Below are 23196 nucleotides of genomic sequence, written 5' to 3'. Positions count from 1 at the left end.
CTCCGGTACGCGTTCCGCCAATGTACAAGGAAATCATCCGTTTGTGTCCGCCGCCGGCCGCCGGTGCGCGCGGGGACCGGCGCGCGCCGCTAGCATCCTTCCATGTCCAACGCATCGAAGGAGAGTCGAGCATGAAACGCAGGGATTTCTTGTATGTGATCGCGGCAGCCGTCGTGGCCGGCCGTGCGCAGGCCGCGCAGACGGAGGTGGAACGCTATCGCCACGCGCGGCGCCACGTGGACCTGCCGTGCGGCCGCATCGCATACGTCGAGCGCGGCACGGGCGCGGCGGCGCTGTTCCTGCACGGGGCGCCGCTCAACGGCTTCCAGTGGCGCGGAGCGCTCGACCGCCTCGCCCCGTACCGGCGCTGCATCGCCCCCGATTTCATGGGCCTCGGCTACTCGCAGGTCCCCGAAAACCAGTCGGTGGCGCCCGCCGCCCAGGTGGCGATGCTGGCGGCGCTGCTGGACGCGCTGGGCGTCGGCCAGGCCGACATCGTCGCTTCCGACAGCGGCGGCGCGGTCGCGCAGCTGTTCCTGGTCCGCTTTCCGGCACGGGTGCGCACGCTGGTGCTCACCAACTGCGACACGGAGCCCAACAGCCCGCCGCCGCTGATCCAGCCGGTGCTCGACATGGCCCGTGCGGGCACGCTGGCCGACGACACCGCGCGGTGGCTGGCCGACGGGAACCTGGCGCGCGCGACGTTCGGCGCGGCCGCGTACCACGATCCGGCGCTGCTCACGGACGACATCATCGACTACTACGTGGCACCGATGGTGAGCACGCCGTTGCGGCGCAGGCAGTACCACGCATTCCACAACGCGCTCGCGCCGAATCCGCTGGCGGGCATCGAGGCGGCGCTCAAACGCAGCACGGTGCCGGTGCGGATGGTATGGGGCGCCAGCGACGTGATCTTTCCGATGGCGGATGCTGCTTATCTTGGCCGTATATTCCCGCGCTCGCAGGGAATATGCCGAGTTCCAAAAGGAAAATTATTTTTTCAGGAGGAATTTCCTGATGTAATTGCAGAAGAGGTATTGCAATTGTGGCGTACCGCTTGAATACAAGAGTTGATCGAGATAATCGATATTTTCCGGGGCTAAATAAAAGGATACACATAATATGAAGCCGTATCGGGTATAACGAATACATATGTTTTATATTTGATCGCCGATTTACCCGATTTAAATGTCGGAGTATTTAACAGTTATAGGATGTATATCAATGCGGCTTTAAAAAATTCATTTTCTTTCAAGTAGATAAGTGCTTGGCACAGGAATTGCTAAAGTGTTGCAGTGCATTAAACGCACCTATAACTCTTATTGACTTGAAAGGACCGCAGAGATGAAATTAAAATTCGCGCTGGCCGCTGCCCTCGCATTCACCGCCGTTACCGGTACCGCACACGCCGGCGCCTTTATCAATGGTGGTTTTGAAGATGGCAATGCAAACGGCTGGACGACTGGGGAAGGGTATCGTTGGGATACGCTGAATGCGAGCCTGTCGCCCGCCACTTTCCTGCCGGGCGGCAGCAAGTACACGGGGCCGGCAACCCGCTCGGCCGTCAACGCCGCTGGCACGGTCGATCCGTTGCTGGGCTCGTTGCTGGGTTCGACCGTTTATTCGGGCCAGTACTCGTATCGTGTCGAAGACACTTCGGACGGCGGTAATGCATCGGTCCTCAGCCAGAAAGTGACGAATTACACCGAATCGAATATCTTCTTCGCGTGGAAAGCCGTGCTGGAAAATGGCGGCCACACCGCCGATGAATCGGCCGAATTGCTGATCACGCTGACCGACGATACGACGGGTACGGTCCTGATCAATCGCGTCTACAATGCCGGCGACGGCGGCGGCGGCGTCGACAGCCGTTTCACCATGAATGGCGACCTGTTTTATACCTCGGCCTGGCAAATCGAACAACTCGCGATCGATTCGTCGCTGTCGGGCCACGATTTCACGCTGTCGATTCTGGCTGCCGATTGCCAGCCGTCCGCACACACGGGTTACGCCTATATCGACGGCTTTGGCGCGGTTATCCCGCCGGTGAAAGTTCCGGAACCGGCATCGGCCGCGCTGATGCTGCTGGGTGCCGGCGCAATGCTGCGTTCGCGCCGTCGCAAGCAGGCTAAATAAAACAGGTATGAATAAAACGTCATCCGCGGATGGCGTTTTATTATCGATAGCCTGAAAACAAAAACGCCGACCTGCAAGGGTCGGCGTTTTCGCTTGAAACTTTGGTGGCCCGGGGCGGAATCGAACCACCGACACAAGGATTTTCAATCCTCTGCTCTACCAACTGAGCTACCAGGCCAAAGGAGGCATGATTATAGCGACGGGTTTGCGAAGCCGCAAGACCTGTCGAGCAGTTTTTGGCAACGGCCAGGACGATATGCCCGTCCCGTTCGCCGGAAGCAGGCCACTGCGAAGGTCTATAATGTTCATCATGAGCACACACACCACTTCCTCCGCACATCATCGCAACGTCGACCGCCGCAGCGACATCTGCATCGTTGGCAATGGCGCCATCGCCAAGACGGCGGCCCTGGGCCTGTCGCAGGCCGGGCACAGCGTCACCTTGCTCGTGCCGCCCGCGCGGCCGGACGCACCGGAAGCGCCGGCCGGTGGTGAAAAGCCGTGGGACGTGCGCGTGTACGCGCTCAACCATACGGCGCATACGTTATTGTCGTCGCTGAAAGTCTGGGGCGCGCTCGACATGGCGCGCGTGGCGCCCGTCGACGCCATGGACGTGCGGGGCGACGGGGAGCAGGGCGGCCATCTCGGCTTCGATGCGTTCGGCGCCCATGCGGGCTCGCTCGCGTGGATCGTCGAGGACAGCAACCTGAACCAGGCGCTCGACGCGGCGCTGCGCTTCGCCCAGAACGTCGAGACCGTCACGGGACGCGCCTGCCGCATCGTGAGCAGCGCGGAAGACGTCGAGGTCGAGCTGGAAGACGGCAAGGTACTCGCGGCCCAGCTGCTGGTCGGCGCCGACGGCCGCGATTCCTGGGTGCGCGGGCAGTGCGACATCGGCATCGATTACCGCTCGTACCACCAGCGCGCCATCGTGGCGAATTTTGCGTGCGAACAGCCGCATCACAACGTCGCCTATCAATGGTTTACGTGCAAGGAAGGCATCGTCGCGCTGCTGCCGCTGCCGGGGAATAAAGTGTCGCTCGTGTGGTCCGCGCCGGATACGCTGGCGGACACGATCATGAACGAATCGCTGGGCGAGCTGGCGATCCGCCTGGGCGAGTATTCGGAGAACAAGCTGGGCCTGCTGAAGCCGCTGCAGCCGGAAGACGTCAAGGCGATCCCGCTGGCGCTCGTGCGCCCGCACGCGATCACGGCGCCGCGCGTCGCGCTCATCGGCGACGCGGCCCACGCCGTGCATCCGCTGGCCGGGCACGGCATGAACCTGGGCTTCGGCGACATCAATGGGCTGCTCGACACGCTCGCCGCGCGCGACGACCACCAGGGCCTCGGCGACGAGCGCCTGCTGGCGCGCTACGCGCGGGCGCGCAAGGAAGACGTATTGCTGATGCAACTCGCCACGGATGGCCTGGAGCGCCTGTTCGGCGCAAATCTTGAGCCCGTGCGCGTCGTTCGCAATTTAGGATTAAACTTGCTGGATAAGTTGCCTCTGGTCAAGCGACGGCTGATCGCCCACGCGATGGGCAGGTAACGCGGCACATCTTTAAGGAATTCATTCATGGGTAAAACGAAGCTCGCCGTCCTGCTGGCGACCGGCCTGATCACGTCGTGCGTCGGCGCGCAGAATTCGGTCGAGGCGAACATCAAGAAGGCGATCGAACCGCGCCTTGGCGGCGCCAAGATCGAGTCGATCAAGGAAACGCCGTACGCCGGCCTGTACGAACTGCGCGTCGCCGGTGACATCCTGTACACGGACAAGAAAGGCGAATACCTCATCATCGGCCACGTCTACGATGCCAAGACGACGCGCGACCTGACCCGCGAGCGCATCGACGACGTCAACAAGATCAAGTTCTCGGACCTGCCGCTGAACGACGCCATCAAGCAGGTCAAGGGCGACGGCAAGCGCGTGATCGCCGTGTTCGAAGACCCGAACTGCGGCTACTGCAAGCGCTTGCGCCAGACGACGCTGAAGAACATGGACAACGTGACGATCTACACGTTCCTGTACAACATCCTGTCGCCGGACTCGTTCGAGAAATCGAAGAATGTCTGGTGCGCCCCGGACCGCGCGAAGGCCTGGGATGACTGGATGATCAACAACAAGCCGGCACCGGCCGCGCCGGCGAGCTGCGAATCGCCGAACGAGAAGGTGCTGGCGCTGGGCCAGAAGCTGCACATCACCGGCACGCCGGCGATCTTCTTCTCGGACGGCAGCCGGATTCCGGGCGCCGTCGACCAGAAAACGCTCGAGGCCAAACTGGCCGCCCTCAAGCAGTAACACGAAAAGCCCGGCACCTCCGGGTTTTTTACGACTACACCAACAAGCCAAAACAAGGGAGAAGACATGCTCACATTGAACATCAACGGGCGCGACGTCCAGGTCGACGCCGATCCCTCCACGCCGATCCTGTGGACGCTGCGCGACAACCTGAACATGACCGGCACCAAGTTCGGCTGCGGCGCCGCCCTGTGCGGCGCCTGCACCGTGCACCTGGACGGGCAGGCGATCCGCTCCTGCGTCACCCCGATCTCCGCCGCCGCGGGCCACAAGATCACGACCATCGAAGCGATGGAATCCGACAAGGTCGGCAAGGCCGTGCAGGACGCGTGGGTCAAGCATGACGTCCCGCAGTGCGGCTATTGCCAGAGCGGCCAGGTGATGAGCGCCACGGCCCTGCTGCGCGTGAACAAGAAGCCGACCGACACCGACATCGACAACGCCATGAGCGGCAACATCTGCCGCTGCGGCACCTACCAACGCATCCGCGCGGCCATCAAGGATGCCGCCAAAACCCTGGCATAAGGAGGCCCGCATGCTATTCGAACAGGTGAAACATGTGGCTCCCGCTGGCCGCTTTGCCCCGACCTCGCGCCGCGGGTTCCTGAAGGCCGGCACGCTTGCCACCGGTGGTCTCGTGCTGGGCTTCGTGCTGCCGACGGGCGGCCGCTTCGCCCGCGCCGCGGATGCCGCCAAGCCCACCGTCTACGCCCCGAACGCGTTCCTGCGCGTGGCGCCGGACAACACGGTGACCGTGCAGGTCAACCGTCTCGAATTCGGCCAGGGCGTGCACACGGCGCTGCCGATGGTGATCGCGGACGAACTCGACGCCGACTGGAGCCAGGTGCGCAGCGAGCTCGCGCCGGCCGCCGACGTGTACAAGGATCCGGCCTTCGGCATCCAGATGACGGGCGGCTCGGGCACCATCGCCCACTCGTTCACGCAATACCGCGAAATAGGCGCCCGCGCCCGCGCGATGCTGGTCCAGGCGGCCGCGCAGCAATGGAAGGCGGATCCGTCCCAGTGCCGCACGGCGAAGGGCGTCGTCTACGGCCCGGCGGGCCAGAAGGCGACCTATGGATCGCTGGCCGAAGCGGCGATGGCCCTGCCGGTGCCGCAGACCGTCACGTTGAAGGACCAGAAGGCGTTCCGCTACATCGGCAAGCCGATGCCGCGCCTGGACGCCCGCGCCAAGTCGACGGGCCGCCAGCAGTTCGGCCTCGACGTCAAGCCGGCCGGCACCAAGGTCGCCGTCGTCGCGCACCCGCCCGTGTTCGGCGCGAAGGTGGCGAAGTTCGATGCATCGAAGGCCAAGGCCGTGCGCGGCGTGATCGCGGTGCTGGAGATTCCGGTGGACCGGGGCGGCCGCGGCGTGGCCGTCGTCGCCGACGGCTACTGGCCCGCCAAGCAGGCGCGCGACCTGCTCGCCATCGAGTGGGACACGAGCGCCGTCGAAAAAGTCGACAGCGGCAGGCAGCTGGCGCAGTTCGCGCAACTGGCGAAGACGCCGGGCGCCGTCGCGCGCAAGGCCGATACGTCGAAGCTCGCGGGCGCGGCCAAAAAGATCTCGGCCGTCTACGAATTCCCGTACCTGGCGCACGCGCCGATGGAACCGATCAACTGCACGGTCGACCTGAAGGACGACGCGTGCACGTTGTGGGTCGGCTCGCAATTCCAGACCATCGACCAGCTTGCTGCCGCCGCGACGTCCGGCCTGAAGCCCGGGCAGGTCACCCTGAACACGATGATGGCGGGCGGCGGCTTCGGCCGGCGCGCCGTGCCGACGTCGGACTTCATCGTGGAAGCCGTCAACATCGCCAAGGCCTACAAAGCGGCGGGCCATGCGGGTCCGGTGAAGCTGATCTGGAGCCGCGAGGACGACATCCGCGGCGGCTACTACCGTCCGTCGCACATCCACCGCGCGGACATCGGCCTGGACGCCGGCGGCAACATCGTCGCGTGGGACCACACGATCGTCGGCCAGTCGATCATCAGCGGCACCCCGTTCGAACCGATGATGGTCAAGAACGGCGTCGACGCCACGATGGTCGAAGGCATGGGCGAGCCGTACGACGTGCCGCTGAACCTGACGGCGCATGCGGTGAAAGCCAACGTGCCCGTGCTGTGGTGGCGCTCCGTCGGGTCCACCCACACGGCGTTCGTGATGGAGACGCTGATCGACGAGGCGGCCCATGCTGCCGGCCAGGACCCGGTCGCGTACCGCAAGAAGCTGATCGACGCGAAGCATGCGCGCCATCATGCGGCGCTGGATCTCGCCGTCGCGAAATCCGGCTACGGCAAGAAGACGCTGCCGAAAGGGCACGCATACGGCGTCGCGCTGCACGAGTCGTTCAACACGGTCGTCGCCTACGTCGTCGAGGCGTCGATCGTCGACGGCAGCCCGAAGGTGCACAAGGTCACGGCCGCCGTGCATTGCAACCTGCCCGTCAACCCGATGTCCATCGAAGCGCAAGTGCAGGGTGCCGCGCTGATGGGCCTCGGCACGACCCTGCCGGGTGCGCGCATCACCCTGAAGGACGGCGTCGTCGAACAGCAGAACTTCGGCGACTACACGGTGGCGCGCATGAACGACATGCCGCAGGTGAACGTGTTCATCGTGCCGTCCCAGGATCCGCCGACGGGCATGGGCGAACCGGGCCTGCCGCCGCTGGCGCCGGCGCTGGCCAATGCCGTGTTCAAGCTGACCGGCAAGCGCCTGCGCAAGCTGCCGTTCGACCTGGCGGCGGCGTGAGCGTGTCCCCGGTCGGCATTTTGTTGGCGGCCGGCCGGGGGCGCCGTTTCGATCCCGCCGGGCAGCGCAACAAGCTGCTGCAGCCGCTGGCCGGTGAGCCCGTCGTCGTGGCCAGCGCGCGCAAGCTGCTGGCCGCCGTCCCGCGCGTCGTCGCCGTCGTGCCGCCGCTCGACGCCGGCGTGGCCGAGCGGCTGGCCGCGCTCGGATGCGACGTGACCGTGTGCCCGGATGCCGACAGCGGCATGGCGGCTTCGCTCACGCATGCCATCCGCTATTCGCTGCCAGCGAACCCGCAGGCCTGGCTCGTGGCGCTGGGCGACATGCCCTGGGTGGATCCGGCCACGCTGCGCCGCCTCGCCGACGCGCTGGCGGCCGGGGCGGGCATCGCGGCGCCCGTCATGGATGGGCGCCGCGGCAATCCGGTCGGCTTCGGGGCCGTCCACCTGGACGCATTGCTGGCCTTGCGCGGCGACGAGGGGGCACGGCGCCTGCTGCGCACCTTTCCCGTAACGGAAATCCCGGTCGACGACCCGGGGATCTTGCGCGACATCGACCTGCCGGGCGACATGACGGGAGCGTAAGCCCAACGGTGTGAACACCCTTTTTTCTGAAAAATGCCGTTACACTACGGCGCATCGGAGAGAGATTGTTCACGCCATATGAAAAAAGCACCCCAGAAGCAGCCGCCGGCCATCCAGTACACCATCGTCCCGAAGGACCTCGCCGGGCACCTGTTCAACGTCACCGTCACCGTGGCGGAGCCGCATCCGGACGGGCAGGTGTTTGCGCTGCCGGCCTGGATCCCGGGCAGCTACATGATCCGCGAGTTCGCCCGCAACATCGTGCGCATCCGCGCCGAGGCCGGGGGGGAAGCGGTCCGCCTCACGAAGCTGGACAAGCATAGCTGGCAGGCCGCGCCCGCCGCCGGGCCGCTGACCTTGCATTACGAGGTGTATGCGTGGGACCTGTCGGTGCGCGCCGCCCACCTGGACCAGACCCACGGCTTCTTCAACGGCACGAGCGTGTTCCTGCGCGTCGTGGGCCAGGAGACACGGCCGCACCAGGTCGACATCCAGCGCCCGGGCGACCCGGCCGCCCGCACGTGGCGCGTGGCCACGTCGCTGCCGGAAGCGGGCGCGAAGCGCTACGGCTTCGGTACCTATGTCGCGGGCGACTACGATGAACTGATCGACCACCCCGTCGAGATGGGCGATTTCGTGCTGGGCGGCTTTACCGCGCACGGCGTGCGCCACGACATCGTGATCACGGGCCGCGTGCCGAACCTGGACATGGCGCGCCTGGAAAAAGACCTGAAAGCCATCTGCGAAACGCAGATCGCGTTCTTCGAGCCGAAGACGAAGAAGGCGCCGATGGACCGCTACGTGTTCCTGACGATGGTCGTCGGCGACGGCTACGGCGGCCTAGAACACCGCGCGTCGACGGCGCTGATCTGCGCGCGCACGGACCTGCCGTCGACGGCCGCGCCGAAGATGGCCGAGCCGAACGAGGGCTACATCAAGTTCCTGGGGCTGTGCAGCCACGAGTACTTCCACACCTGGAACGTCAAGCGCATCAAGCCGGCCGGGTTCGCGCCGTACGACCTGCAGGTCGAGAACTACACGCCGCTGCTGTGGCTGTTCGAGGGTTTCACCAGCTACTACGACGACCTGATGCTCGTGCGCAGCGGGATCATCAGCGAGGCCACGTACTTCAAGCTGCTCGGCAAGACCGTCGGCAGCGTCCTGCGCGGCACGGGCCGCACGAAGCAGAGCATCGCCGATTCCAGCTTCGACGCCTGGAGCAAGTACTACCGCCAGGACGAGAATGCGCCGAACGCGATCATCAGTTATTACACCAAGGGTTCGCTGGTCGGCCTCGCGTTCGACCTGACGATCCGCGCGAAGACGGAAGGCGCGAAGTCGCTGGACGACATCATGCTCGCCTTGTGGGACCGCTACGGCCGCGACTTCTACAAAGGCAAGGAAGGAGGTGGGCGCGGGGTCACGGAGCAGGAGGTGGAAAGCCTGTTCGACGAGGTGAGCGGCGTGCGGTCGAAGCCGATCTTCGACCGCTACATCCGCGGCACGGAAGACATCCCGCTGGCCAAGCTGTACGCGCCGTTCAGCGTGAAGGTGACCGAAGAGCGCAAGAACGCCAAGCCGTCGCTGGACGCCGGCATCGGCCGCGACGCCGCCGGCGTCAAGCTGACGCAGGTGCACGAAGGCGGCGCGGCGCACCAGGCGGGCCTGTCGGCCGGCGACATCCTGATCGCCGTCGACAGCCTGCGCGTGAACGGCAACCCGTCCAACCTGGACCAGCTGTTCGCGCGCTACCGTGTGGGCGACACCGTGACCGTGCACGCGTTCCGCCGCGACGAGCTGATGGCGTTCGACGTCACCCTGCAGGGCGACCGCGTGCCGTGCGTGCAGATCTCTGTGGTGCCGGGCACGCGCAAGGGGCCGGCGGTGAAGCGGCCGAGCGCAAGTTAATTCGGCAGATAGGATCGCAAGAGATCGAAATCGATCGGCTTGGTGAGGTGACGGTCGAACCCGGCCGCGAAGGCGCGCTCGCGGTCCTTCTGCTGGCCCCACCCGGTCGTCGCGACCAGCGTGATGCCGGCCCCCGCGGGCAACTGGCGCACGCGGCGCGCCAGTTCGTAGCCGTTCATGTCCGGCAGGCCGATGTCGAGCAGGGCCGCGGCGGGCGCGAAGCCGGGGAGCATCTCCAGCGCGCGGGTGGCCGTCGCCGCCGTTCTTACCTCGCAGCCGTGCAGCTCCAGCGTCATCGCCAGCGTCTCGGCGGCGTCCTCGTTGTCGTCCACGACGAGGATGCGCAGCTGGGCCGGCGCCGCCGTTCGGGACGGCGCCTGTAACGACGGCGCGCACACGCTGCCTTGCGCCAGCGGCAGCCGGATCGTGAACGTGCTGCCCAGGCCCGGTCCCGGGCTGTCCGCATGCACGCTGCCGCCGTGCAGTTCGACGATCCCGCGCACAAGCGCCAGGCCGATCCCGAGGCCGCCTTTCGAGCGTTCGAGCGCCGGCTCGAGTTGCGAGAACATGTCGAAGACGGTGGCGAGCGCCGAGGCGGGCAGGCCGATGCCGTTGTCGCGCACCTGGATCTCGGCCACGCCGTCGTCGCACGACAGGTGCAGTTCGATCGTGCCGCCGTCCGGCGTGTACTTGGCGGCATTGGTCAGCAGGTTGATGACGACCTGCGCGAGGCGCGTCGCATCGCCGTCCACGATCACGGGCGGTTCGGCGATGGAGACGCGCAGCGTGTGGCGCGCCGCTTCCATCGTCGCGGCGAGGTCGTGTGCCGCGCCCTGCACGAGGGCCGACAATTCCACCGGCGCGCGTTGCAGCTGCATGCGGCCCTGTGTGATGCGCGAGACTTCCATCAGGTCGTCGACGAGGCGCGTCATGTGGCGCATCTGCCGGTCGAACGCCTGCAGCAGGCGGTTGTCCGTGCCGTGGCCGAACTTCAGCTTGAGGACGTCGAGCGCGCTGCGCATCGGCGCGAGCGGGTTGCGCAGTTCATGCGACAGGGTCGCGAGGAATTCGTCCTTGCGCCGGTCCGCGGCCGACAGCTGCGCATTCAGCTTTTGCAATTCCTCCTCGGCGCTGCGGCGCGCGTCCAGCGCCGCTTCCGCCGCCTTGCGGGCCGCCAGCAGTTCGCGTTCGTACGCGCGCCGGTCGGACGCCTTGAACAGGGCCCAGTGGTCGATCATGCCGTCCGCTTCCTGGCGGCGGCTGATGTTGATCAGCATGGGCAGGCGCTCCTGGCGCTTGTTGCGCAGGTCGACCTGGATCTCGGCCACGGAGCCCTGCACCTGCAGGATCGGCTGGCAATGCGTGTGGTAGAACAGACGGGCGCCCACCGGAAGCAGATCCTGCATGCGCACCTTGCCGACGAGTTCCTCCTCCGCATGGCCGAGCCACGTGCACGCCATGCTGTTCGCCTTCAGGATCACGCCGTCGCCCGCCGTCAGCAGCAGCGCGCAGGCGGCGTGGTCGAACAGGAGGTCGCCGGAGGGCGCGGTCGGCACGGATGTCAGCGCAGTGCGTGCGCGAGGAAGTTGTCGATGGCGCGCGAGCTTTCCGTGGGTGCGCTCATGTGCGGACAATGACCGACGTTCTCGATGACGTGCAGGACGCTGTCCGGCAGGTGCCGGTGCAGGAAGTCGCCGACGGCACGGGGCGCAACGAGGTCGTCGCTGCATTGCAGGATCAATGCCGGCACGGTCGAACGGGGCACGTCCGCGCGGTGGTCGGACAGGAACGTCACGCGGGCGAAATGCTTGGCGATCTCGGGATCGTTGCGGCAAAAGCTCTCGGTCAGCTCCGTGCGCAGTTCCGGACGGTCGGGCACGCCCATGATTGCGGGCGCCAAACTGCTCGACCAGCCGAGGTAATTGGCGTCCATTGTCTCGAGCAGCTCGTCGATGTCTTCCCGGCTGAACCCGCCGACGTAGTCGCCGTCGTTGATGTAGCAGGGCGACGGGCCCACCATGACCTGCGCGACGAATTTTTCCGGCGCCTTGATCGTGGCCAGCAGGCCGATCATCGTGCTGACGGAATGGCCGACGAAGATGACGGGACCGGTCGCGCATTCGTCGACGATCTCGAGCAGGTCGTCCGCGTAGCCGTGCAGGGTGCCGTACTTGTCGCGGTCGTACGCGGACAGGTCGGACCCCCCGCTGCCGACCAGGTCGAACGCGATCGTGCGGAAGCGATCCTCGTACGCCGGCGCCAGGAACCGCCACATGGTCTGGTCGCAGCCGAAGCCGTGGGCAAACACCATCGTCGCCGGGCCGGTGCCGGCCAGCCGGACATTGTTCCTGCGCTGTATTGTCGACATGAATATGAAATGTGTAAAAATGTAACGAATGATTATAGATCGGATATTGCCGAGCAGGCGCACCCGTGGCGCATCGTCACGGCGACGTGTATTCCGACGCCTGCGGCCCCGCCAGGCTGCGCAGCTGATACCGCTCGCTGTCCGCGAACAGGAAGGTTTCGGAGAACGTGAGCCGGCCTGTCGGCGGGGGCGGCAGCGGCGAACTGCGCCGCACGGACGCCAGCGCGATCTCGGACGCATTGGGATTGCGCGAGCGCTGCACGGCCACGTCCGCCAGCTGGCCGTCGCGGTCGACCGTGATCTCGAGCACGACGATGGCCGGCAGCATGGGCGGCAGGGTGCCCATGTAGGCGCGTTCGGGATTGTGGTCGGCCACGTGGCGCGCGACCTGGGTCTTGTAGTCGTCCAGGCCCGCGGGCGCGGGCGCCGTCGGCGGGGCAGGATGGAAGATACGTCCGACGGAAGAGGTGACGGCCTCGGTGGCCGTCCTGACGCTCGAGCATCCGCCCAGGCCTGCGATCGAGATGATGAGAACGAGGCCTGGGCGGATGATCGGGTTCATGGCAGTCGATTACTACTCAAATAAGCGTTTAAGTTCCGTGCCGGGATCGGGCGCGCGCATGAACGCTTCGCCCACCAGGAAAGCATGCACGTTGGCGTCGCGCATGCGCTTGACGTCGGCGGGCGCCAGGATCGCGGACTCCGTGACCACGAGCCGTTCCGCCGGAATGCGCGGCAGCAGGCCGATGGTCGTGTCGAGCGTGACCTCGAAGGTGCGCAGGTTGCGGTTGTTGATGCCCAGCAGGCGCGTCTTGAGCTTCAGGGCCGCCTCCAGTTCGTCGCCGTCATGAACTTCGACCAGCACGTCCATGCCGAGTTCCTGCGCACACGCTTCCAGTTCCGCCATCAGGCCATGATCCAGCGCAGCGACGATCAGCAGAATCGCGTCCGCACCCATCGCGCGGGCTTCGTATACCTGGTAAGGGTCGATGATGAAATCCTTGCGGATCACGGGCAGGTCGCACGCGGCGCGCGCCTGCTTCAGGTACTCGGGCGAGCCCTGGAAGAATTGCACGTCGGTCAGGACGGACAGGCACGATGCGCCGCCCGCGGCATAGCTCCGGGCGATCTCGGCCGGACGGAAGTCGGCCCGGATCACGCCTTTCGACGGCGACGCCTTTTTCACTTCCGCGATCACGCCGGCGCGGCCCGCGGCGATGCTGCGGCGCAGGCTGGCCTCGAAGCCGCGCAGGTCGGCGCGCAGGGCGGCATCGCTTTCGACGTCGCGGCGCAGGCTGTTGAAATCGCGCTGCTGCTTGGCCGCGGCGACTTCCGTGGCTTTGACGTCGAGGATCTTGTTCAGGATATCGGACATGGTATTCAGTGTTGTTTCGCCAGCGCCAGCTTGACGCCGAGCCAGACGAACAGGCCGCCGGTGGCGCGGTTGAGCCATTGCGTGACGGCGGGATTCAGTTTCAGACGGGCGCGTGCCTGCGCGGTGAACAGCGCCAGCGCATGGCACCACAACATGCCGTTGATGTTGAAGATGGCGCCCAGGATCAGGAATGCGGCCGCCTTGTGCGGCGCGTTCGCGGCTATGAATTGCGGGACGAAGGCGAGGAAGAACAGTGCCACCTTCGGATTCAGCACGTTCGTCAGGATGCCTTGCGCGTAGATGCGGCGCAGGGGCAGCGGGGTGACGGTGAGCGGCTTTTCGACGCCGTCGCCGCGCTTGCTGAGCAGCATGCCGACAGCGAGGTACAGGATGTACGCGGCGCCCGCCAGCTTGACGACGGTGAATGCGGCCGCGGACGTCGCTAGGATCGCCGACAGACCGAGGGCCGCCGCGACAATGTGCACGAAGGTGCCCGTGCCGATGCCGAGGGCCGCCGCGCTGCCGGCGCGCCAGCCCTGCGTCGCGCTGCGCGTCATGATGAGCAGGGAGTCCGGGCCCGGCATGATGTTCAGCAGCAGGCCGGACACGACGAACAGCGCGAGGTCGTGGATGCCGAACATGATGTCAGCTCGCCGCGCCGAGCTGGCGCGTGACGCTCACGAACTGGTCGAGCTTCGCCAGCGCCGCACCCGACGCGATGGCGGTGCGCGCGCGCTGCAGGCCGTCCTCGATGGATGCCGCCACGCCAGCCGCGTACAACGCCGTGCCCGCGTTCAGCGCCACGATGTCGTGCGCCGGACCCGCTTCTCCGCGCAGCGCTTCCATGATGCGCGCCTTCGATTCGGTGGCGTCGGCCACTTTCAGGTTGCGGCTGGCGATCATCGCGAGGCCGTAGTCTTCCGGGTGGATCTCGTATTCGCGGATTTCGCCGTTGACGAGTTCACCGACCATCGTGCCGGCGCCGAGCGAGACTTCGTCCATGTTGTCGCGGCCCCAGACGACGAGCGCATGCTGGGCGCCGAGACGCTGCAGCACGCGTACCTGGATGCCGACGAGGTCCGGGTGGAACACGCCCATCAGGATGTTCGGCGCGCCGGCCGGATTCGTCAGCGGCCCGAGGATGTTGAAGATGCTGCGCACGCCCATCTCGCGGCGCACGGCGGCCACGTTCTTCATGGCGGCGTGGTGGTTCGGGGCGAACATGAAGCCGATGCCCGTCTGCGCGATCGACTGGGCGATCTGCTCGGGCTTCAGGTCGATGTGCGCGCCCAGCGATTCGATGACGTCCGCGCTGCCGGACGACGACGACACGCTGCGCCCGCCGTGCTTCGCGACGCGCGCGCCCGCGGCGGCGGCGACGAACATCGACGCGGTCGAGATATTGAAGGTGTGCGCGCCGTCGCCGCCGGTGCCGACGATGTCGACGAGGTGCGTCGTGTCGGCCATCGGGACCTTGGTGGAGAATTCGCGCATCACCTGCGCCGCGGCGGTGATTTCGCCGATGGTTTCTTTCTTCACGCGCAGGCCCATGGTCAGCGCGGCGACCATCGTCGGCGAGATTTCGCCGGACATGATCTGGCGGAACAGGTGCAGCATCTCGTCGTGGAAGATTTCACGGTGCTCGATGCAGCGGAGGAGGGCTTCTTGTGGGGTGATCATGGCAGGTCTTTCAATCGGTCAGGCGGTGCGTTCGAGGAAGTTCTTCAGCATCGCATGCCCGTGCTCCGACAGGATCGACTCGGGGTGGAACTGCACGCCCTCGATGTCGAATTCCTTGTGGCGCACGCCCATGATCTCGCCATCGTCCGTCCACGCCGTCACTTCCAGGCACGCGGGCAGCGACGCGCGCTCGATCGCCAGCGAGTGGTAGCGGATCACCGTGAAGGGGCTCGGCAGGCCCTTGAACACGCCTTCGCCGATGTGCGCGATCTTCGACGTCTTGCCGTGCATGACCTGCTTGGCGCGGATGATCTTGCCGCCGAACGCTTCGCCGATGGCCTGGTGGCCCAGGCACACGCCGAGGATCGGCTTCTTCCCTTTGAATTCGCGCAGCACGTCCACCGACACGCCGGCATCCTTCGGCGACTTCGGGCCCGGCGAGATGCAGATGCGGTCCGGGTCCAGGGCCGCGATCTCTTCCAGGGTGATCTCGTCGTTGCGCACGGTGCGCACTTCCTCGCCCAGCTCACCGAAGTACTGCACGATGTTGTAGGTGAACGAGTCGTAGTTGTCGATCATGAGCAGCATGTCAGATCTCCCCATCCAGTCCGTCTTGCACTTGCTCGGCCGCGCGCAGCACGGCGCGCGCCTTGTGTTCCGTTTCCAGCCATTCCATCTCGGGAATGGAATCCGCGACGATGCCCGCCGACGCCTGCACGTACAGGTTGCCGTCCTTGATCACGCCCGTGCGGATCGCGATCGCCACGTCCATCTCGCCGCCGAAGGAGAGATAACCGCAGGCGCCGCCGTAGATGCCGCGCATCACGGGCTCGAGTTCGTCGATGATTTCCATCGCGCGCACCTTCGGCGCACCCGTCAAGGTGCCGGCCGGGAAGGTAGCGCGCAGCACGTCCAGGTTCGACATGCCGTCCTTCAGCGTGCCTTCCACGTTGGAGACGATGTGCTGCACGTGCGAGTACTTCTCGATGACCATCTGGTCCGTGACCTTGACGCTGCCGGTCGTGGCGATGCGGCCGATGTCGTTGCGCGCCAGGTCGATCAGCATCACGTGTTCCGCCACTTCCTTCGGATCGTTCAGGAGTTCGTGCGCCAGCTCGGCGTCGCGTTCCGGCGTCGAACCGCGCGGGCGGGTGCCGGCGATCGGGCGCAGCGTCACCTTGCGGCCGCCGTCGGCGTCCTTCTCGTTGCGCACCAGGATCTCGGGCGACGAACCCACGATCTGCATGTCGCCGAAGTTGTAGTAATACATGTACGGCGACGGGTTCAGCGAGCGCAGGGAGCGGTACAGCGACAGCGGCGAATCCACGTACGGCTTGCGGATGCGCTGGCCGATCTGGACCTGCATCAGGTCTCCCGCCATCACGTATTCCTTCGCGACCGCGACGGCCTTCAGGTAGTCTTCCTTGCTGAAGTCGCGCACGGCCTCGGTCCGTACGGAGCTCGACGTCACCGGTGCGTCCACGCTCCGGCGCAGCATCACGCGCAAGTCCTTCAGGCGCTGGCGGGCCTTGTTATAGGCCTCGGGCTGGGACGGATCGGCATACACGATCAGGTACAGCTTGCCCGACAGGTTGTCGATCACCGCCAGCTCTTCCGTCACCATCAGCTGGATTTCCGGCAGGTCCAGTTCGTCGCGCGGCGCCGTGTGCGCCAGCTTCTTCTCGATGTGGCGCACGGTGTCGTAGCCGAAGTAGCCGGCCAGGCCGCCGCAGAAGCGGGGCAGACCCGGGCGCAGCGCGACCTTGAAGCGCGATTGATAGGCCTCGATGAAGTCGAGCGGATTGCCTTCGTGCGTCTCGATGACTTCCCCGTTCTTCTCGACCGTCGTGACGTTGCCGCGCGTGCGCAGCAGCGTCCTGGCCGGCAGGCCGATGAAGGAGTAGCGGCCGAAGCGTTCGCCACCGACCACGGACTCGAGCAGGAACGTGTTCTTGCCGGCGTCCTGGCTCTGGGCCAGCTTCAGGTACAAGGTGAGCGGGGTTTCGAGATCGGCAAATGCTTCCGCGATCAGGGGAATACGGTTATAGCCTTGCGTGGCGAGCGATTTGAATTCGAGTTCGGTCATGCTTTTCTCCGGGCCGCCCGCAGGGAAGGGGAACGGGCGGCGATTTCTTCAAAAAAACCTGCCGGTATCTATGTGCACAGGGCGTGCACCGGCAGCAATCAGCTTGGGTCAGATGGACCAGGATTGCCAGCGTCGCCACAGCCAGGCCTCATGGGCACCGGTTGGGTTGACGATGTGTTTTTTGGCGAAAAACATGGAGTAGATGGTTTAGGAGTTGGCTTTGTTATGAGCGCTGATCAGTTCAGCCGCTTCAAGTAGCGAACCAACTATACCATCGGAATTAATACTTTGCACAGGTTTTCCGTGGTTGTAGCCATACGGGACCGACAACACGAAACACCCGGCCGCGCGCGCCGCTTCGGCGTCGTTGCTGGAGTCGCCGATCGCGACCACGCGCGCCGGCTCCACGTCGAAGTCGCGGCACACCTGCAGCAGCGGCATCGGATCCGGCTTCTTGCGCGGGAACGAGTCGCCGCCGTACACCAGTTCGAAGTACGGCGTGAGACCTTTCTTCGCCAGCAGCGGCTGGGTGAACGCGACGGGCTTGTTGGTCACGCACGCGAGGCGCAGACCCAGGTCCTTCAGGGCCTGCAGGCCTTCGATCACGTGCGGATACAGCGTCGCGCGTTCGCCGTTGATGGCGAGGTAGTGGCGCTGGTAGGCGGCCATCGCGTCGTTGAACACGGCGTCGATGCGATCCGTGTCGAAGTCGCGGGCCAGCACGTCGCGGATCAGCTTTTCCGAGCCCTTGCCGACCATCGGCTCGATGATCTGCTGGGTGATCGGCGCCAGGCCGAATTCCGCGCGCATGCCGTTCAGCGCGAGCTCGAAATCCGGCACGGTGTGCAGCATCGTGCCGTCCAGGTCGATGATGGCGGCCCGGATCGCCGCAGCGCCGCTTTTCATTACGCAGCCTTCTTCGCGACGGTGGCCAGTTCGGCGCGCATCGCGTCGATGACGGCCTTGTAGTCCGGCTTGCCGAAGATGGCGGAACCGGCCACGAACGTGTCGGCGCCGGCTGCGGCGGCAGCGGCGATGTTGTCGGCCTTGATGCCGCCGTCGACCTCCAGCATGATGTCGCGGCCCGATTCATCGATCATGCGGCGCGCGAGCGCGATCTTCTTCAGCGCTTCCGGGATGAACGACTGGCCGCCGAAGCCCGGGTTGACGGACATGATGAGGATCATGTCGATCTTGTCCATCACGTGTTCCAGGTGGTGCAGCGGGGTGCCCGGGTTGAACACGAGGCCGGCCTTGCAGCCGTTGTCGCGGATGAGCTGCAGCGTGCGGTCGACGTGTTCCGACGCTTCCGGGTGGAAGGTGATGATGTCGGCGCCGGCCTTGGCGAAATCGGGGATGATGCGGTCGACCGGCTTGACCATCAGGTGGACGTCGATCGGCACCTGCACATGCGGACGGATGGCCTGGCACACCAGCGGGCCGATGGTGAGGTTCGGGACATAATGGTTGTCCATCACGTCGAAGTGGATGATGTCGGCGCCGGCGGCGACGACATTGCGCACTTCCTCGCCCAGGCGGGCAAAGTCGGCGGACAGGATGCTGGGAGCGATGCGGTAGGTGGTCATGGTGGGCCGGGGTTGCTTAAGACAAAGCCAGCATTGTACGCCGACGCCGTGCTTTCGGCCGACGTTGTATCATGTTGGCCACGCGCTCTTTTGCCAATCAAACAAGGAACACCGATGCCCGCCTACGATTTCGAGATCACCGTCAGGACCCAATACCTGCCGGAGCAATCCCACCCGGAGCGGACGCAGCACGTGTTCACCTACACCATCACGATCAAGAACACGGGCACCGTCGCGGCCCAGCTGATTTCGCGCCACTGGGTGATCACGGACGCCAACAACAAGGTGCAGGAAGTACGGGGCCTGGGCGTCGTCGGCCACCAGCCGCTGCTGCAGCCGGGCGAACAGTTCGAATACACGAGCGGCACCCAGATGGAAACGCCGCAGGGTTCGATGGTCGGCGAGTATTTCTTCGTCGCCGAGGACGGCCACCGTTTCGAAGTCAAGATTCCCGAGTTCGTGCTGTCGCTGCCGCACGCGTTGCACTGATCAGATCTCGGGCGTATCGTTCTTCCTGGTCGAGGACGGCTTCTGCTCGGGCTTGCGGCCCGAGAACATCGTCCACCAGACGATGAACACCAGCAGGAACAAGGCCACGCCGGCCTCCAACATCAGCATCCACATTCCGTTGTCATCCCATATGTTTTCGACACGCCGCAGTGTACCCGCTTTATTGACCCTCGTCGCCTTGCTGGCGGCATGTACCACGACGCCGCCCCCGCAGCCGCCCATCAAGCTGCCGCCGCCCGTCGGACCCGTGCCGGTGCCGCCGACCCAGCCGCCGGCGCAGCCGCAACAGCCGCCGCCGCCCGCGCCCCTGTTCACGCCCGTCACGTTCGATGCGTTGCCGGGCTGGCAGCAGGACGACCTGCGCCAGGCCTGGCCCGCGTTCCAGGCGTCCTGCCGCGCGCTGGGCGCGAAGCCGGACTGGAAGGCGCCGTGCGCGGCGGGTAAATCGGTCGATCCCGGCGACGGCACGGCCATCCGCCAGTTCTTCGAGACGTATTTCGTGCCGAACCTCGTGCGCGCCCCCGACGGCGCGGACGCGGGCCTGATCACGGGCTACTATGAGCCGATGCTGCGCGGCGCCCGCGAGCGCGGCGGTGCGTACCAGACGCCGCTCTATAAAGTGCCGGACGACCTGATCACCGTGAACCTGGCGAGCGTCTACCCGAGCCTGAAGGGCATGCGGCTGCGCGGACGCCTCGTCGGCAAGACCGTCGTCCCGTACGCCACGCGCGCCGACATCGAGCGCGCGCGCATCCCGGGCAAGGAGCTGGTGTGGGTCGACGATCCCGTGGAGGCGTTCTTCCTCGAAGTGCAGGGCTCCGGCCGCGTGCAGCTGGACGACGGCGACACCGTGCGCATCGCCTACGCCGACCAGAACGGCCATCCGTACAAGGCGATCGGCCGCTGGCTGATCGACCAGAAGGAACTCGCGCCGGGCGAGGCGACGGCGCAGGGCATCAAGGCGTGGATCGCCGTGCATCCGGAGCGCCGCCAGGAGCTCCTCAACGTCAACCCGAGCTACGTGTTCTTCCGCGAGGAGCGCCTGCCCGATCCGAACGTCGGCCCGAAGGGCGCCCTGGGCGTGCCGCTGACGCCCACACGCTCCGTCGCCGTCGATCCGGCCTTCATCCCGCTCGGCGCGCCACTGTTCCTGTCGACGACGGAGCCGGCGGACGACGTGCCGCTGCAGCGCCTCGTGATGGCGCAGGACACGGGCGGCGCCATCAAGGGGGCCGTGCGCGCGGACTTCTTCTTCGGCTTCGGCGGCCAGGCGGCCGACAACGCGGGCCGCATGAAGCAGCGCGGGCAGATCTGGGCGCTGCTGCCGCGACCGGGTAACTGAGGCTTATTGCCGTATCCGGTGCAGACGGGTGCCGAACAACGTGGTGAGGGTCAGCAGCAGGGCGCCCGCCGCGACGACCGTCAGGCCGCCGCGCACGCCGAGCCGTTCGGCCAGCGCACCGGCACCGGCCGCGCCGACCGGGGCCATGGCCACGGTCATGAAGCGCATCGTCGACGTCATCCGGCCCAGCAGCGCATCGGGCGTGACGCGCTGGCGCAGCGCGAGATAGGGCAGGAAGAACAGGGTGCCGCCGCAATCGAGGCAGAACACGACGCCGGCATAGGCGGCCGCGGTGGCGGCGCGGTTGCCCAGCAGGTCGCGCGGGATCGTCGGCATCAGCATGAAGCCGAGGCACGAGATGCACAGGCCCGTGGCGATGGCGCCGCCGGAGCCGAAGCGGCGCGTCAGCGGTTTCAGCATCAGTGAACTGAGCAGCACGCCGGCGCCGCCCAGCATCTGCGACGTGCCCATCAGGCCCGGCGACATCCCCAGTACGCGCGTGGCGAACAGCACGTACAGCGCCGTGTAGCCATAGAACAGCAGGTGCCAGCAAGCGGACGTCCATGCGAGCAGCCGCAGTACCGGCTGGCTCCACACGAATTTCAATCCTTCGGCCACGTCGCGCAGCACGTGGGATTGGGGCGGCTGCGGCTGCGGCTCGCGCGTGCGGATCCGGCGCAGATTCCACAACGAGACCGTAAAGCCGGCCACGTTGCACAGGATCGCGACGGGCGCCCCCAGCGCCTGCACGAGCAGGCCCGCGATGCCGGGGCCGAGCAGGCGCGAGGCGGATTCCGTCGCGCCCAGCTTCGATTGCGCATCGATCAGGCCATCGCGGCCCACGAGGAACGTCAGGAAGATCTGCTCCGCGCTGCCGCCCACGACGAATCCGGTCCCCAGCATGAACTGCACCGCATACAGCCAGTGCACGCTGAGCCACCCCTGCCACCACGCGAACGGCACGCTGGCGAGGCTCAGCGCGACCATCGCATCGCTGGCCAGCATGACGGGCAGGCGCCGGCTGCGGTCGAGCAGGACACCCGTCGGCAGCGAGAACAGCAGGAACGGCAGGGAGCCGACGGCGGCCAGGGCGCCCATCTGGGCTGGCGTCGCATGCAGCAGCAGGGCCGCGCAGATGGGGAGGGCCAGCAGCGTGATCTGGGCGCCGAAATTGGTCAGCGTGCTGCTGAACCAGAAACGGCGAAAGTCGGCGTTGCGCAGCTGGCGGTCGGTGGCGAGGTTGCGGAGGAGAGGCACGCACCGATGATAACAAAGACATGATTGCCGTATACGTCACTTTCGTCGTTCAGGCGCTACAATCTGGGCTCATCTTATTAAGGGGTGTCCCATGGAATATTCTGACCTGCTGATCGAACACCACGACAAGGTGGTCGTGATCCGCCTGAACCGTCCGAAGGCGCTGAACGCCCTCAACGACAACATGATGAACGAGCTGGGCGACGCGCTGTACAAGTTCGACGCCGACCCGGCCGTCAACGTCATCATCCTGACCGGCAGCGACAAGGTGTTCGCCGCGGGCGCCGACATCGCCGCGATGGCCAATTACACGTACGCCGACACGTATCCCGGTAATTACATCGGCCGCAACTGGGAACACATCCTCAATGTGCGCAAGCCGGTGATCGGCGTCGTCGCCGGCTATGCGCTGGGCGGCGGCTGCGAGCTGGCGATGATGTGCGACTTCCTGATCGCGTCGGAGACGGCCAAGTTCGGCCAGCCGGAGATCAAGGTCGGCGTGACCCCGGGCGCCGGCGGCACGCAGCGCCTGCCGCGCGCGATCGGCAAGTCGAAAGCCATGGACATGCTGCTGACGGCGCGCATGATCGACGCGGCGGAAGCGGAGCGCACGGGTCTCGTGTCGCGCGTCGTGCCGGCCGACCTCGTGATGACGGTGGCGCTGGAAGTGGCGGAGACGATCGCGGCGATGCCGGTGTCGGTGGCCATGCAGATCAAGGATGCGGTCAACCGCGCGTTCGAGACCACGCTGACCGAAGGCGTGCGCTACGAGCGCCGCTTCTTTCATGCCGGATTCGGCACGCCGGCACAGAAGGAGGGGATGGCGGCGTTCCTGGAGAAGCGCAAGCCGAATTTCGAAGGGATGTAATTTTTCCACAGCCCCTTGCATGGGCGCGGACGGGTTTGCTATAGTTCGCGTCCTGCTTCTGCAGCGCACGAAATCGAAAGAATTCAATGTGTTGCAGAAACAGCGAGGGGTTGACGAGTTAAGCGAAACACTGCATACTCTCACTTCTCTGCTGCTGACGAACAAAACGATTCGCAAACGCAGCAAGGCAGTACCGAATACAGTTCTTTAACAATAAACAGTCGATAAGTGTGGGCGTTTGATGAAGTGCCAGCAGTCGCGTAAGTGGCTGCTGAATGCTTAAATTATCAAATGTTCACGCAAAAGAAATACGTTGCTCAGCAATGAGTGACGGTCAGTATTTTGAGTGAGCGACATGACACGAAAGTGTCAAAACAGAGATTAAACTGAAGAGTTTGATCCTGGCTCAGATTGAACGCTGGCGGCATGCTTTACACATGCAAGTCGA

Annotated in this window: 23 protein-coding genes, 1 tRNA gene and 1 rRNA gene; 12 read left to right on the top strand and 13 right to left on the bottom strand. The window is 65.6% G+C overall.

What is annotated here, in order from left to right; genetic code table 11:
- Positions 1–131 precede the first annotated feature (131 nt).
- Together QPK29_RS28385 and QPK29_RS28380 are read left to right on the top strand one after the other, a co-directional pair.
- Positions 132–1061, top strand: a complete 930-nt coding sequence (locus QPK29_RS28385) for an alpha/beta fold hydrolase (RefSeq protein ID WP_371771839.1) — start codon at positions 132–134, stop codon at positions 1059–1061.
- A gap of 283 nt (positions 1062–1344) precedes the next feature.
- Positions 1345–2136 carry a PEP-CTERM sorting domain-containing protein gene (locus QPK29_RS28380; RefSeq protein WP_371767899.1) on the top strand — a complete coding sequence of 264 codons (792 nt, stop codon included), beginning with the start codon at positions 1345–1347 and terminating at the stop codon, positions 2134–2136.
- Between the two features lie 102 nt (positions 2137–2238).
- Here the strand turns inward: QPK29_RS28380 and QPK29_RS28375 are convergent.
- Positions 2239–2314: transfer RNA gene (locus tag QPK29_RS28375), tRNA-Phe, on the bottom strand.
- A gap of 132 nt (positions 2315–2446) precedes the next feature.
- On the opposite strand from QPK29_RS28375, the gene QPK29_RS28370 reads away from it, so the two are divergent.
- The 6 genes from QPK29_RS28370 to QPK29_RS28345 all read left to right on the top strand — a co-directional run bounded on the left by QPK29_RS28370 (position 2447) and on the right by QPK29_RS28345 (position 9676).
- On the top strand, positions 2447–3685 hold the full coding sequence (locus QPK29_RS28370) for an FAD-dependent monooxygenase (protein WP_371771840.1): 1239 nt from the start codon (positions 2447–2449) through the stop codon (positions 3683–3685).
- 27 nt (positions 3686–3712) lie between these two features.
- Positions 3713–4435, top strand: a complete 723-nt coding sequence (locus QPK29_RS28365; protein WP_160406469.1) for a DsbC family protein — start codon at positions 3713–3715, stop codon at positions 4433–4435.
- A gap of 66 nt (positions 4436–4501) precedes the next feature.
- Positions 4502–4960, top strand: a complete 459-nt coding sequence (locus QPK29_RS28360) for a (2Fe-2S)-binding protein (RefSeq protein WP_056129321.1) — start codon at positions 4502–4504, stop codon at positions 4958–4960.
- A gap of 10 nt (positions 4961–4970) precedes the next feature.
- Complete coding sequence (locus QPK29_RS28355) at positions 4971–7187, top strand: xanthine dehydrogenase family protein molybdopterin-binding subunit (RefSeq protein WP_371771841.1); 2217 nt, start codon at positions 4971–4973, stop codon at positions 7185–7187.
- Between the two features lie 2 nt (positions 7188–7189).
- Positions 7190–7768, top strand: coding sequence for a nucleotidyltransferase family protein (locus QPK29_RS28350; RefSeq protein ID WP_371771852.1), 579 nt, complete (start codon positions 7190–7192; stop codon positions 7766–7768).
- 78 nt (positions 7769–7846) lie between these two features.
- Positions 7847–9676 carry a M61 family metallopeptidase gene (locus QPK29_RS28345; protein ID WP_371771842.1) on the top strand — a complete coding sequence of 610 codons (1830 nt, stop codon included), beginning with the start codon at positions 7847–7849 and terminating at the stop codon, positions 9674–9676.
- On the opposite strand, the gene QPK29_RS28340 is transcribed toward QPK29_RS28345, so the two are convergent.
- From QPK29_RS28340 to rpe, 10 genes are all read right to left on the bottom strand, one after another.
- Positions 9673–11232 (bottom strand): hybrid sensor histidine kinase/response regulator, encoded by a 1560-nt coding sequence (locus QPK29_RS28340; RefSeq protein WP_371771843.1) that lies wholly within the window; start codon positions 11230–11232, stop codon positions 9673–9675. The two genes, QPK29_RS28345 and QPK29_RS28340, sit on opposite strands and share 4 nt — an antisense overlap.
- Positions 11233–11237: 5 nt before the next feature.
- Positions 11238–12044 carry an alpha/beta fold hydrolase gene (locus tag QPK29_RS28335; RefSeq protein ID WP_056327941.1) on the bottom strand — a complete coding sequence of 269 codons (807 nt, stop codon included), beginning with the start codon at positions 12042–12044 and terminating at the stop codon, positions 11238–11240.
- A gap of 76 nt (positions 12045–12120) precedes the next feature.
- Entirely contained in the window at positions 12121–12606 is a 486-nt protein-coding gene (locus tag QPK29_RS28330) for a TonB family protein (RefSeq protein ID WP_371771844.1), read from the bottom strand.
- Between the two features lie 12 nt (positions 12607–12618).
- Complete coding sequence (gene trpC / locus QPK29_RS28325) at positions 12619–13419, bottom strand: indole-3-glycerol phosphate synthase TrpC (protein ID WP_371771845.1); 801 nt, start codon at positions 13417–13419, stop codon at positions 12619–12621.
- Between the two features lie 5 nt (positions 13420–13424).
- Positions 13425–14060: a LysE family translocator gene (locus tag QPK29_RS28320; RefSeq protein WP_371771846.1), complete on the bottom strand. Its 636-nt coding sequence runs from the start codon at positions 14058–14060 to the stop codon at positions 13425–13427.
- A gap of 4 nt (positions 14061–14064) precedes the next feature.
- The gene (gene trpD, locus QPK29_RS28315) at positions 14065–15099 is read right to left on the bottom strand and encodes an anthranilate phosphoribosyltransferase (RefSeq protein WP_371771847.1); all 1035 of its coding nucleotides are present in this window, start codon (positions 15097–15099) and stop codon (positions 14065–14067) included.
- Positions 15100–15117: 18 nt separating this feature from the next.
- Positions 15118–15687, bottom strand: coding sequence for an anthranilate synthase component II (locus tag QPK29_RS28310; RefSeq protein ID WP_371771848.1), 570 nt, complete (start codon positions 15685–15687; stop codon positions 15118–15120).
- Position 15688: 1 nt separating this feature from the next.
- Positions 15689–17185 (bottom strand): anthranilate synthase component I, encoded by a 1497-nt coding sequence (gene trpE / locus QPK29_RS28305; protein WP_056129359.1) that lies wholly within the window; start codon positions 17183–17185, stop codon positions 15689–15691.
- Positions 17186–17392: 207 nt separating this feature from the next.
- Positions 17393–18091, bottom strand: a complete 699-nt coding sequence (locus tag QPK29_RS28300; protein WP_371771849.1) for a phosphoglycolate phosphatase — start codon at positions 18089–18091, stop codon at positions 17393–17395.
- Entirely contained in the window at positions 18091–18771 is a 681-nt protein-coding gene (gene rpe, locus QPK29_RS28295) for a ribulose-phosphate 3-epimerase (protein WP_056129371.1), read from the bottom strand. Before rpe ends, QPK29_RS28300 begins: the two co-directional genes overlap by 1 nt.
- Positions 18772–18885: 114 nt before the next feature.
- Here rpe and apaG point away from each other — a divergent pair, with 114 nt between their 5' ends.
- Positions 18886–19260 (top strand): Co2+/Mg2+ efflux protein ApaG, encoded by a 375-nt coding sequence (gene apaG / locus QPK29_RS28290; RefSeq protein ID WP_056129374.1) that lies wholly within the window; start codon positions 18886–18888, stop codon positions 19258–19260.
- Here apaG and QPK29_RS28285 read toward each other — a convergent pair whose 3' ends face one another.
- Entirely contained in the window at positions 19261–19389 is a 129-nt protein-coding gene (locus tag QPK29_RS28285; RefSeq protein WP_267873821.1) for a hypothetical protein, read from the bottom strand. It lies immediately after the preceding gene.
- A 22-nt stretch (positions 19390–19411) separates the two neighbouring features.
- Between QPK29_RS28285 and mltA the strand changes: the two genes are divergently transcribed.
- Positions 19412–20623 carry a murein transglycosylase A gene (mltA, locus tag QPK29_RS28280; RefSeq protein WP_371771850.1) on the top strand — a complete coding sequence of 404 codons (1212 nt, stop codon included), beginning with the start codon at positions 19412–19414 and terminating at the stop codon, positions 20621–20623.
- Positions 20624–20626: 3 nt separating this feature from the next.
- On the opposite strand, the gene QPK29_RS28275 is transcribed toward mltA, so the two are convergent.
- Positions 20627–21880: an MFS transporter gene (locus QPK29_RS28275; protein ID WP_371771851.1), complete on the bottom strand. Its 1254-nt coding sequence runs from the start codon at positions 21878–21880 to the stop codon at positions 20627–20629.
- 91 nt (positions 21881–21971) lie between these two features.
- Between QPK29_RS28275 and QPK29_RS28270 the strand changes: the two genes are divergently transcribed.
- Together QPK29_RS28270 and QPK29_RS28265 are read left to right on the top strand one after the other, a co-directional pair.
- A complete protein-coding gene (locus QPK29_RS28270) occupies positions 21972–22748 on the top strand; it encodes an enoyl-CoA hydratase (RefSeq protein ID WP_160406459.1) in 777 nt (258 codons plus the stop codon).
- 383 nt (positions 22749–23131) lie between these two features.
- Positions 23132–23196: ribosomal RNA gene (locus QPK29_RS28265) — 16S ribosomal RNA — on the top strand; the annotation flags it as partial.

The organism is Massilia orientalis (assembly GCF_030411975.2).
GTDB classification, from domain to species: Bacteria; Pseudomonadota; Gammaproteobacteria; order Burkholderiales; family Burkholderiaceae_D; genus Telluria; species Telluria orientalis.
The sequence above is the reverse complement of the archived record's forward strand: the minus strand, read 5'-3'. Positions and strand labels throughout refer to the sequence as shown.